At 51.4% G+C, this 11,491-nt stretch carries 14 protein-coding genes and 1 tRNA gene; 1 reads left to right on the plus strand and 14 read right to left on the minus strand.

Going from position 1 to position 11,491, the window contains the following annotated elements:
- Positions 1–58: 58 nt before the first annotated feature.
- From VMT62_04350 to queA, 14 genes are all read right to left on the minus strand, one after another.
- Positions 59–140: transfer RNA gene (locus VMT62_04350), tRNA-Leu, on the minus strand.
- Positions 141–142: 2 nt separating this feature from the next.
- Positions 143–454, minus strand: a complete 312-nt coding sequence (gene secG, locus VMT62_04355; GenBank protein HVN95639.1) for a preprotein translocase subunit SecG — start codon at positions 452–454, stop codon at positions 143–145.
- Positions 451–1,209 carry a triose-phosphate isomerase gene (gene tpiA, locus VMT62_04360; protein HVN95640.1) on the minus strand — a complete coding sequence of 253 codons (759 nt, stop codon included), beginning with the start codon at positions 1,207–1,209 and terminating at the stop codon, positions 451–453. The genes secG and tpiA overlap by 4 nt, the downstream gene beginning before the upstream one ends.
- Positions 1,206–2,399, minus strand: coding sequence for a phosphoglycerate kinase (locus tag VMT62_04365; GenBank protein HVN95641.1), 1,194 nt, complete (start codon positions 2,397–2,399; stop codon positions 1,206–1,208). The genes tpiA and VMT62_04365 overlap by 4 nt, the downstream gene beginning before the upstream one ends.
- A 199-nt stretch (positions 2,400–2,598) precedes the next feature.
- Positions 2,599–3,597, minus strand: coding sequence for a type I glyceraldehyde-3-phosphate dehydrogenase (gene gap / locus VMT62_04370; protein HVN95642.1), 999 nt, complete (start codon positions 3,595–3,597; stop codon positions 2,599–2,601).
- Positions 3,598–3,697: 100 nt separating this feature from the next.
- A complete protein-coding gene (locus VMT62_04375; protein HVN95643.1) occupies positions 3,698–4,240 on the minus strand; it encodes a CDP-alcohol phosphatidyltransferase family protein in 543 nt (180 codons plus the stop codon).
- A complete protein-coding gene (gene dnaB / locus VMT62_04380) occupies positions 4,237–5,610 on the minus strand; it encodes a replicative DNA helicase (protein HVN95644.1) in 1,374 nt (457 codons plus the stop codon). Before dnaB ends, VMT62_04375 begins: the two co-directional genes overlap by 4 nt.
- 3 nt (positions 5,611–5,613) lie before the next feature.
- On the minus strand, positions 5,614–6,066 hold the full coding sequence (gene rplI, locus VMT62_04385; protein ID HVN95645.1) for a 50S ribosomal protein L9: 453 nt from the start codon (positions 6,064–6,066) through the stop codon (positions 5,614–5,616).
- Positions 6,067–6,079: 13 nt separating this feature from the next.
- Entirely contained in the window at positions 6,080–6,358 is a 279-nt protein-coding gene (rpsR, locus tag VMT62_04390) for a 30S ribosomal protein S18 (GenBank protein ID HVN95646.1), read from the minus strand.
- Positions 6,359–6,628: a hypothetical protein gene (locus VMT62_04395; protein ID HVN95647.1), complete on the minus strand. Its 270-nt coding sequence runs from the start codon at positions 6,626–6,628 to the stop codon at positions 6,359–6,361.
- Positions 6,625–6,978, minus strand: coding sequence for a 30S ribosomal protein S6 (gene rpsF / locus VMT62_04400; protein ID HVN95648.1), 354 nt, complete (start codon positions 6,976–6,978; stop codon positions 6,625–6,627). Before rpsF ends, VMT62_04395 begins: the two co-directional genes overlap by 4 nt.
- Positions 6,979–6,993: 15 nt before the next feature.
- A complete protein-coding gene (gene yajC, locus VMT62_04405) occupies positions 6,994–7,317 on the minus strand; it encodes a preprotein translocase subunit YajC (GenBank protein HVN95649.1) in 324 nt (107 codons plus the stop codon).
- Positions 7,280–8,425, minus strand: coding sequence for a tRNA guanosine(34) transglycosylase Tgt (gene tgt, locus VMT62_04410; protein HVN95650.1), 1,146 nt, complete (start codon positions 8,423–8,425; stop codon positions 7,280–7,282). Before tgt ends, yajC begins: the two co-directional genes overlap by 38 nt.
- Positions 8,422–9,450, minus strand: a complete 1,029-nt coding sequence (gene queA / locus VMT62_04415; protein ID HVN95651.1) for a tRNA preQ1(34) S-adenosylmethionine ribosyltransferase-isomerase QueA — start codon at positions 9,448–9,450, stop codon at positions 8,422–8,424. The genes tgt and queA overlap by 4 nt, the downstream gene beginning before the upstream one ends.
- Before the next feature lie 651 nt (positions 9,451–10,101).
- Between queA and VMT62_04420 the strand changes: the two genes are divergently transcribed.
- On the plus strand, positions 10,102–11,472 hold the full coding sequence (locus VMT62_04420; GenBank protein HVN95652.1) for an ArsB/NhaD family transporter: 1,371 nt from the start codon (positions 10,102–10,104) through the stop codon (positions 11,470–11,472).
- Positions 11,473–11,491: the final 19 nt, after the last annotated feature.

The following is an 11,491-nucleotide window of genomic DNA, read 5'->3' on the forward strand; positions in this document are numbered from 1 at the left end:
AGGAACGTTTTCGAAAGAAAAGCCGGTAAAAGACTGTTTGATTTAAAGACATTTAAAATGCCGAAGGCGGGATTTGAACCCGCACGAGTTTCCCCGCCACCCCCTCAAGATGGTGTGTCTGCCAATTCCACCACTTCGGCAATTATTTCTGAGGCTGAGGCTGAGCCGGCGCCGCCGGCACATTCTCTCCTGCTTTCACGGGAACATTTCTCACGGTGCTTTCTCTATGCCCGTAAATGAACGCCAGAGATAAACTGGTCAGCATAAACACGATGATCGCGCCCGTAGTAAGTTTCGTCATGAACCCGGACGATCCCGAACTTCCGAAAAGCGTCTGGCTTGATCCTCCTCCGAAGGCGGCCCCAATCTCGGAACCCCTGCCCGTCTGGAGAAGCACGATCAGGATGAGGGCTATGGCAACCAGTATGTGCACCACTGCGATTACTGTTATCATCTTGTTTTCTCCATTGCGCTTTTTATTATAGCAACAAAGCTCTCCGATTTCAAGGATGCTCCGCCAACGAGCGCTCCATCAATGTTTTCCATAGCCATGAGCTCTCCCGCATTTTCAGCGGTCACGCTGCCGCCGTAGAGTATTCTCACGTTACCCGCGGCATCTGAATACTTCTCCCCCACCACGCTGCGTATGAAATGATGCACTTCCTCGGCTTCCATGGGGGTCGCGTTCTTGCCGGTGCCGATAGCCCACACAGGTTCGTAGGCTATGACCACATCATCGAGACTTTCTATACCGATGAGCGCTTTTTTCACCTGGATGCCTACAACGAATTCGGTAATCTGTTTTGTCCGCTCATCTTCGGTCTCGCCCACGCATATAATGGGTTTCAAGCCCGCGCTCAAGCTCTTTTTTGTCTTAAGATTCACCGCCTCATCGGTCTCATGGAAATATTTTCTCCTCTCCGAATGGCCGATGATCACATAGGTACAGCCGGCGTCCTTGAGCATGGCAGGTGATATTTCGCCTGTGTAAGCGCCCTTATCTTCATAGAAGATATTCTGCGCCGCAAGCTTGACCGGGGAACCCTTGATGATTTCATTGACAGCTGCGAGCGAAGTGAAGGGCGGAGCAAGGACCACGTCACCTCCGGCAACCTGAGGCGTGGCGTCTTTGATGCTCCTTGCAAGCAGGACCGCTTCCTTCGTGGTATTGTTCATCTTCCAGTTGCCGGCAACCATGAAGCCTCTCATGATCTGCCTCCAGCCCCTTCAAGGGCTTCCACAGCCGGCATGGTCTTCCCCTCCAGAAGTTCGAGGAAGGCGCCGCCACCCGTTGAAATATAGGATATTTTAGAACTGACCCCTGCTTTGTGGACCGCCGAATCGGTGTCGCCGCCTCCGATAATAGAAAGGGCTCCGGAGTCAGCCACCGCATTCGCTACCGCAAAAGTGCCTTTACTGAAGGCTTCAAGCTCGAACATACCCATGGGGCCGTTCCAGACGATCGTGTTCACACCTTTCAGGGCTTCCGCAAACAGCGAAATCGTATCCGGCCCTATATCGAGCCCCATATAATCTTTGGGAATCTGATCAACCGGAATCACCTTTGTCGCAACACCGGCTTCCGCCTTGTCCGCTGCCACACAATCACGGGGCAGATATATGCCGACCTCCTTCACCTTGGCCTTGTCCATGATCTCTTTCGCCTTGTCTACCATGTCATACTCGCAGAGGGACTTTCCTATTTCATTGCCCAGGGCCTTCAAAAACGTGAAAGCCATACCCCCTCCAATGATCAGTTTATCCACCTTGTCTATCAGGTTCTCCAGCACGCCTATTTTATCCGAAACTTTGGCTCCGCCCACGATTGCAACGAGCGGGCGCGCCGGATTCTTCATGGCCTTGTTGAAATACTCAATTTCATCTTTTAATAGAAAGCCTGCCACGCTTACCGGGGCGAACTGCGTGATAGCTGCATTGGATGCAGCCTTTCGATGGGCAACGGCGAAGGCGTCGTCCACGTAGACATCGCACAGCTTCGCGAGCTCTTTAGCAAACTCGGGATCATTCTTCTCATCGCCGATATGAAACCTGAGGTTTTCAAGCAGAATCACATCCCCCTGCCTCATGGCCGCCACGGCCTTTTCCACGGCTTCGCCCACGCAGTCATCCACAAAGGTTACATCCTTCTTGAGCAGCTTCGAGAGGACCGCGGTGACGGGCCGTAACGAGAGTTTATCGACCCGCTGTCCTTTGGGCCTTCCCATATGTGACATGAGAATCACCTTTGCGTTTCTCTCCAGGCAATAGCCGATTGTCCTCAAGTGCGCCTTTATCCGGGTGTCATCGGTAATGGCCCCGGCCTCATTCACGGGAACGTTAAAGTCCGTGCGCATGAGGATTCTCTTGTTGTTTATATCGACTTCGTCTATGCACTTCATCACGGCACCTCCGACCGAACGACTTGAATGTTCAGGTGTGACATTAGCGAGCTAAGGGTACAGCACATTTCTTACTTCATGACGAACGATAATAGTTCGCACAACCATACTCAGGGGCTCGCGTCGCCCCCTCCGGCAGCAAAGCTGTCGGAGCCACCCCCTCTCGCTCCCGTAGGGAGCTAAGGGTACTGCACATTTCTTACTTCATGACGAACGATAATAGTTCGCACATTCTGTTTGAAAAACCCCATTCATTGTCATACCAGGAGAGTACCTTTGCCATGTTGCCGCCAATTACGTAGGTATTCTCGAGGTCAATTATTGAAGAGTGCTTGTTTCCGTTAAAGTCCTTGGATACAAGAGGTTCATCGCAGCAGGCGAGGATGCCTTTCATGGGTCCTTCAGCGTATGCACGAAATTTTGCATTGATTTCATCTTTTGTCGTCTTTGTCGAGAGCGTTGCAACGAAATCAACCACTGACACATTCGGGGTCGGCACGCGAATTGATATACCGTCCAGTTTGCCTTTGAGCTCCGGCATGACTTCCGACATGGCCTTCGCAGCTCCTGTAGTAGTCGGTATCATCGAAAGCGCTGCCGCGCGGGCTCTCCTCAAGTCGCTATGCGGCTCGTCATGAATTCGCTGATCATTCGTATAAGCATGGATCGTAGTCATCAACCCGTATTCAATCCCGAACTCCCTTTGCAATATTTTTGCAACCGGCGCCAGGCAATTTGTCGTACAGGAACCCATGGAAATAATGTTGTGTTTCCCCTTATCGTAAACTTCTTCATTTACACCAAACACGAAGGTCACATCCGGTTTTTTCGCCGGGGCCGACACGACAACCTTTTTCGCGCCCGCGCTCAGATGTTTCTCGCCCCCTTCCCTGTCAGTAAACTTTCCCGTGCTCTCAAGCACCACATCAATGCCCAAGTCTTTCCAGGGCAGTTTTTCCGGCTCCTTCGTCTGAAACGTCTTAATGTCAACCCCGTTGACGGCAATGGCGTTGTCTTTAGCCTTAATATCGGCATCGATGATGCCGTGAATGGAATCGTACTTCAGGAGATGGGCAAGCGTCTTCGGGTCCGTAATGTCATTGATGGCCACAAATTCAACGTCTTTGTTCTTGAGGCCTGCCCTGAGAACTAATCGTCCGATTCTTCCGAAACCGTTTATCGCTACTTTTACGGGCATATCAACCTCCCCTGTTTTTGAGTTTATAGTAATGCATGAAAGCCTTGATTGTCAACCACTTTCTCCGCAAACACGAGGTCTTTATTGCGACTATAAGCGGTCAGTTGGCCGGGGATTGATCTACCTTTCCGCTGCGCAAAAGACGTATGCCCACAAGCACATAGTGGCAACCGGAGATAACGGTGAAAAACGCAGCGGCATAGATGAAGGCCGCGTCAAACCTTCCGCTTACGAACCAAAGGAAATACAGGATCACGGCGATCTGACTTACAGTCGTGATCTTACCCAGGATCGTCGGAACAGGCTTGACCGTACGAGCAAGCCTGTAGAGGAACAAGAAGCCGCCGGCGATTACCATGTCCCTCAAAAGAACAAGGATGAGAAGCCATGAGGGAAGAATATTTTTGAAGCTCAGCATCACGAATGCGGCAATGAGCATGGTCTTGTCCGCCAGAGGATCAAGAAAGGCCCCGAGGGTTGTCTTGAGCCCGAAGACCCGGGCGATGAACCCATCGAGCAGGTCCGTAATACCCTGGAGGATAAAAAGGTACAGCGCGTAATTAAGTCTGTCGTGATAGACCGCGAGAATAAAGAAAATAGTAATAAAGAGCCGGAAAATGGAGAGGAGATTAGGAACGTTCATTCTCTGTAAAGGTTTTTGAAGGTTGTAAGTTTGTCGATGAATGCCAGTTCAACCGTATCAGTGGGCCCGTTCCTTTGTTTGCCGATTATCACTTCGGCAATGCCTTTATTGTCTTCCTTGTCCTTATTATACACTTCGTCACGGTAAATGAACATAATAACATCGGCGTCCTGTTCGATGGCGCCCGATTCACGGAGGTCGGCGAGCCGCGGTCTCTTATTCTCTTTTTCTCTCTGCTCCGGGGCCCTGTTCAACTGCGATATGGCGATGATAGGGACGTAAAGCTCCTTTGCAAGGGCCTTGAGAAACCTCGATATCTCTGATATTTCCTGCTCGCGCCTGTCCGTCCCCGTTCTTCCCCGCATGAGCTGGAGATAATCGACCACAATGAGGCCAAGCCCGTGTTCCTTTTTAAGCCTTCTGGATCGGGCCCGCAGTTCCAATACGGAGAGCGACGGGGAATCGTCAATGTACATGAGGGCATCGCTCAAACGGCCCGCGGCTTCGGCAAGCTTGGGCCATTCGGCCCGGGACAAAGTCCCCGTTCTCAGCTTCGAGTGCTCGATCTCCGATTCGGAGCTTAAGAGCCTTGTCACGAGCTGTTCTTTGGACATTTCCATGGAAAATATCCCCACCGGGACAGAAGCCTCTTTTATGGTCGCCACGTGCTGGGCGATGTTCATGGCGAAGGCAGTCTTGCCCATACTGGGCCTACCCGCCACAACAATGAGGTCTGAGTTCTGGAGCCCGCTTGTGAGTCTGTCGAGCTCCGAGAATCCTGTGGGTATACCGGTGACGGTTTGTTTCTTCTCATAGAGGCGTTCTATGGTCTTAACGTTCTCCATGACAAAATCTTTGATCGAATAAAAAGCCGGTTTAAATTTGTTCTCGGCAACCTGAAAGATCATTCTTTCAGCTTCGTCGATATAGCCATCCACGTTCGCGTCTGTTTCGAAACCCTTTTCGATGATCTCCGTTGCTACGTTCATAAGGCTCCGAAGCAGCGCCTTCTCCTTGATCATCTTGGCGTAGTGGGCGATATTTGCCGCGCTCGGCATGAGGTCCACAAGCGTGTTCAGGTAGGTCACGCCTCCGATGCCCTCCAGTATGCCTTTGTCACGGGCGAGACTGCTTACGGTAATGAGATCGATAGCGTCGTTGCGCTCGTAGAGATCGAGCATCATTTCGTAAATTTTCCCGTGGGCGTCACGGTAAAAATCGGCGGGACCGACGATGTCGGCAACCTTGTTTATGGCCTCTGCGTCCACAAGCACGCCCCCGAGAAGAGACTGCTCCGCCTCGATGTTCTGAGGCGGGACGCGGCTTGTCGTCTGATTCGTCTCCCTGGTGTTCTTTTGGGGCCTCGCCATGGCTTATTCTTCTTGTTTTTCTACCTCGATTTTTACGCTGGCGTTCACATCCTGAGTCAGATGAATCGACACCGTATGGCTTCCCGTCATCTTGATCGGCTCGTCGATTCTGATCGCCTTCTTGTCGATCTCCAGGCTACAGGCGTTCTTAATTGCTTCTGCGATGTCTTTGTGAGTGACGGAACCAAAGAGCCTTCCGTCGCTTCCGGCTCTCATCTTCAAGACGAGGGAGAGTTCTTCCAGCTGCGCCCTCTGGTCTTCGGCATTCTTCATATCCCTCTTTCTTTTATTATCAAGGCCCCTGACGATACTGTCGAGGCGAGTCACATTGCCTTCCGACGCAGGGATCGCGAAGCCTCTCGGAATCAGGAAGTTTCTTCCATATCCGTCCTTCACACTCACCGTGTCTCCTTTTTTTCCGGTGCCCCGTACATCTTCGGTTAGTATAAGCTTCATAAAAAAACCTCCGTCATCTCGTTAATGTGGTGAAAGGAAGAAAGGCGATATGGCGCGCCATCTTTATCGCTTCCTTCAGTTTTCTCTGGTGATTGGCGCAGGTTCCCGTCATTCTTCGGGGCATTATCTTACCCCGCTCGGTGATATAAAACTTCAACATCTTCGGGTCTTTGTAATCGATGGCTAGGTTGGCGTCCTGGCAGAATCTGCAGACCCTCCTCCTTACATACATCCTCTTTTTTTGACCATCCTGAGATCTTGCCGGCCTTGCCGTTCTTGTCGGTCTTGGCATTTACTCCTCCATCCAATAAATTTTATGCGCTTTCAACTTAAAAGCATCTTGTGACTTTGCCCTGGCTTTCATGAGCATCCCCGAAACCATGAGCACCTTACCCACTTTCTCGCTCAAATGGACTTGAGCCTTGTTCGGTGTCCATTCAACATCGATGCGGAAGCCGCCGTCATCGACCCACAGGGGAAAAAGCACATACTTCTCGCCCCTTGGAGTATAGACGACTTCCGGCTTTGTCTTCATCGTTCCCGTGAGAAAAACCCTGTTCACGCAAACTCGCCTTCCAGCTCGTCGAAGGAAACCTGATCGGGTGGTTTCTTCGGCCCTTCGTTCTTCTCATCCACGTTCACGAAAAGATGTCTCAAAACGGGATCAAGGGTCCGGTAGAACTTGCCCATAGTTGCCACGTTTCCCTCGTCCATATCGAGGAGAAAAAATATATAGTGGCCCCTGTCTTTCTTCTTGATGGGATACGCGAGCCTTCTCACGGCCCAATCGTCCTGCCGCACAATCGCGGCGCCCGCCTTCTCCAGGTTACCGAGTATCCTCTTGAGGAGCTCCTCTTCCTCTTCCTTGGCGAGGTCCGGGCTTAATATAACAATATTTTCGTACCTTCCCACTGTACTCTCCTTTCCTTATGATCTTTGTAGAGCTGCTACTGTGTTCTTGTCTACTTTGACTCTCACCTTCTCCGCGATCTCTATGGTAACCGCGTCATCGGTAATGCCTGTTATTGTACCATACAAACCACCTGAAGTAATTATTTTATCACCCTTCTTCAGGTTCTCGAGAAAGCTCCGGTGTTCCTTGGCCCTCTTTTGCTGAGGCCTGATCATAAGGAAATAGAAAATCCCCACAATGGCGACCAAAAGAACAATCGACATGTACTGGCCTCCTCCGGCCTGACCTGAAGCCCCCGGATTAGTGCCCATTGCATACGCTACGTTCAACATTATCATCGTGTTCACCTCCTTCGTATCTGGTTTTAAATGCCTTGCAAAATACATCAAATGCGCCTTGACCAATGGCCTCGCGCATCCGTTTCATGAATTCCGTGTAGAAGAAAACGTTATGGATCGTATTGAGATAGAAGCTCGTCAATTCATGAGAAACGAGCAGGTGCCTCAAATAGGCCCTCGAATATGTCCTGCAAGTATAGCACGAACAGGTCGCATCGATAGGCCCCTGATCTTCTGTGAAACGGGCGTTCTTGAGGTTCATCCTGCCGTCCCAGGTAAAAAGGCTCCCATTGCGGGCAAGGCGCGTAGGAATGATGCAATCAAACATGTCGATGCCCCGTTTTACGCCTTCGATGAGGTCCTCGGGCATGCCCACGCCCATCATGTAGCGGGGCTTCTCGTGAGGCAGAAGATCGATGATGGCATCGACCATGTCCCACATAAGGGTCTTGGGCTCGCCCACACTTAAGCCGCCCACGGCATAACCGTCAAAATCCATCGCAAGAAGCTCTTCAGCGGATCTAAGCCGGAGGTCCTCGAAAAAGCCACCCTGAATAATGCCGAAGAGCATCTGCGGACCCTGAGATTTTGCCTCCTTGCACCGCCTTGCCCACCTGGTTGTCAGATCAACAGAATTCTCCGTATACTCGTAAGAAGAGGGATAAGGCGCGCACTCATCGAGACACATGGCAACGTCAGCGCCGATGTTCTCCTGCACCTTCACCATCTTTTCCGGAGTAAGGAAATGACGGGATCCGTCGATATGCGATTGGAAAAGAACACCGTCCTCCTTGATCTCCCTCAACACACCAAGGCTAAATATCTGGTATCCGCCGCTATCGGTGAGCATCGCCTCTGACCATCCGGAAAATGCGTGAATACCGCCCATGCGTCGGATCATCTCGTCGCCCGGTCGCAGGTACAGGTGATAGGCATTGGCGAGGATCATCTGGACACCAATCTCCTTGAGTTCCCTGTGCGTCATGGCCTTGACGATGCCCTGAGTCCCCACAGGCATGAAGACCGGCGTCTCCACCGCACCATGTCCGGTGACAAGTCTCCCTGAGCGGGCCATTCCATCCCTGGTATTAATCTCTATGGCTCTCATAGTATCAACATCGCGTCGCCGTAGCTATAGAATCGATAACCCTGTGCTATGGCTTCGTCGTAGCATCCTAACAGTTCGTCGCGTCCGGCAAAAGCACTGGCGAGCGCAAGAGGCGTGGATCTGGGCAAATGAAAATTCGTAATAAGGGCGTCGACCATCCTGAAACGGTAACCTGGATAGATAAAAAGCTCAGTACTGCCCCGAAGCGGCACATGTTCGTTCCCGGAAAAAACCGTCTCCAGTGTCCTCACCGCACTCGTGCCGCAGGCGACCACTCGTCTTCCCGCTTCCCTGGCGCTTCTTATAGATTCTCTTGCGGTTTCATCCACATCATAGTACTCCCGATGCATCCTGTGGGCCTCCACCGTATGGCTCTTCATGAGAGAAAAAGTACCTGTACCGATATGAAGCGTAATCTTGACGACCTCTACGCCCTTGCTCTCAATTGTGCGCATGAGCTCTTCGGAGAAATGGAAACCGGCGGTAGGGGCCGCAATTGAACCCTTTATTTCCGCATAGATAGTCTGATACCGCTTAATATCAAGCGCGCTATACGCGCCGTTTCCGTTATTTCTTTTGATATAGGGAGGTAGTGGCATCTTCCCGTATTCCATGACGATATCGTCGCTGTCGCCGTCATAGAGAAAGGTGACGGCAAAGGCCTCTTCCTGTCTCTGAAGAGTGGCCCGGTGCGACCCTATAGAGATTTCGAGACCATCGGCCCCGTTCTTCACATTCTTCGCGAGGCAGAGCCACCTGTCGCGGTCCGTCTTCTCTACGAGGAGAATCTCCACCATACCACCCGTCTGTTTTTTCCCCACGAGCCTCGCAGGAAATACCTTGCTGTTGTTGAGAACCAGAAGGTCGCCTTCGCGTAGATACTCTATGATGTCGCTGAAGCGCCTGTGCTCCATGGTCCTATGTTTCCTCTCAAAAACGAGCAGGCGTGAACGGGTCCTGTCCTCAGGCGGATACTGCGCTATCATCTCTTTGGGCAAAGAATAGTCGAATTCTTCTATACGCATAGACCTTTTTCTGATACCGCCAAATTGTCCTTTCTTAATAATCAGCCGGTCTCTACTCTCGCACACTACGGATCATCGGACCGATTGTTTCAATGAGACCCTATCAAACAGGCTAATTTTATATCAGATTGTTCGTGGATAAGCAAATTAATTTAACCAGTTACAAATAGGACTGGTAGACCCGTGACATTCATCAGCTTGCGGGGGTAAGATAAGCCCGCTCATAACACGAAGCCAGGCTGTATATATAGCTCATTCATGAGCGAGAGGGGGAAGCTCCGACAGCTTGGCTGGTGGAGGGGGCGACGCGACGAAACAGGCGAATTCGGGAGCTTCAAGGCAGTTCTGAGCGGAGCTTAGCCCATTCATGAGCGAGAGGGGGAGGCTCCATCGAGCTCTCGCCCGTGGAGGGGGCGACGCGAGCCCCGGTAAGTAGAAAGAATGTGCTTGTAAATGAAAACCTCTTATTTTAGAATTCCATCTGGGCCGTAGCCGAATATTATATTAATGGTTTCATTATTTACCTGGATTAAAGACCGACCGGAAGCCGGCCAACATCGAATACGAGTCCTCAAGCGATGAACGGATCAATACTCCGTTTCATTGCGCTGAACCGCAAAGACGGCAATCTTTTATGGAGGAGATAGAACGATGACGCAAGAAGTCGCCGCGACCACACGTCAGATCGCAACGGGCCATGCTTTCTGGATCGCAACAGCAGTTTTTCTTTTGGCCTATGCACTGATCATATACGAAAAGATCCATAAAACTATTATCGCCCTTTTCGGGGCTGCACTGCTTATCGTCCTCGGGATTGTGACACAGGAAGAAGCCTTTAGTTCGGTAGACATCGGCATTGACTGGAATGTCATGTTTCTCCTTATCAGCATGATGGTCATCATAAACATCATGAAACCTACAGGCGCTTTCGAGTATCTGGCAATCAAGAGCGCCAAGATCGCTAAGGGGCGGCCTTTTCTCATCCTCGCTATCTTTGCATCAGTCACAGCCGTGGTTTCGGCCTTTCTCGATAATGTGACGACCGTGCTTCTCATCGCTCCCGTTACCGTGCTCATCTGCAAGGACCTGAAACTTGACGTAGTGCCCTTTCTCATTACCGAGGCGCTGGCATCGAACATAGGCGGCACAGCCACCCTTATCGGCGACCCGCCGAATATCATGATCGGGTCAAAGGCCCAGCTTGGTTTTATGCCCTTCGTCCATCATCTGACACCTGTAATTATTCTTGTCATGATCGCTTTTATCGTTACTATTAAGTTTGTTTTTGGCCGAAGGTTCGTGGTTCATGAGGACCAGCGCGCATCGGTCATGGCCATGAACGAGAAAGAGGCGATCAAGGACCCTGTGCTCCTCAAAAAGTCGGTCGCGGTGCTCGCGGTGACGATCACCGGTTTTGTGATACACGAGACGCTCGGACTTCAGCCGGCAACGGTTGCTCTCTTTGGTGCGAGCCTTCTTCTTCTTATTTCAGGGATCAAGAGACCGCACCACCTGTTCGCCCAGGCGGAGTGGAGCGCCCTCTTCTTTTTCATGGGTCTTTTTATTATCATCGGCGCCGTGGTCAAGGTGGGTCTCATACAGTGGATGTCCATTCAGGTGCTCGCGCTGACGCAAGGCAATCTCCTCGGAACAAGCATGATCGTCCTCTGGTTCTCGGCCTTCGCATCGGCCTTCATCGATAACATCCCGTACGTAGCCACCATGAACCCGCTCATCATCAATATGGCGCACCAGCTGTGGCCGAATCTTTCCGGCACCGCACTCCTCCATCATCCCGATCTCATGCCCATGTGGTGGTCCTTGTCGCTCGGCGCCTGTCTCGGTGGAAACGGCACGGCCATCGGCGCTTCGGCCAATGTGGTTGTCGTGGGTATTGCTGAGCAAATGGGAAGGCCGATTTCTTTCAAAAGGTTCATGCTCTATGGCATGCCCCTCATGATCGAATCGGTTATCATCTGCGCTCTGTATATCTGGTTAAGATATTACGTTTTTAGGGTCTGATGCGGATATTCGACACACA

Source organism: Syntrophorhabdaceae bacterium (assembly GCA_035541755.1).
Classification (GTDB): domain Bacteria; phylum Desulfobacterota; class Syntrophorhabdia; order Syntrophorhabdales; family Syntrophorhabdaceae; genus PNOF01.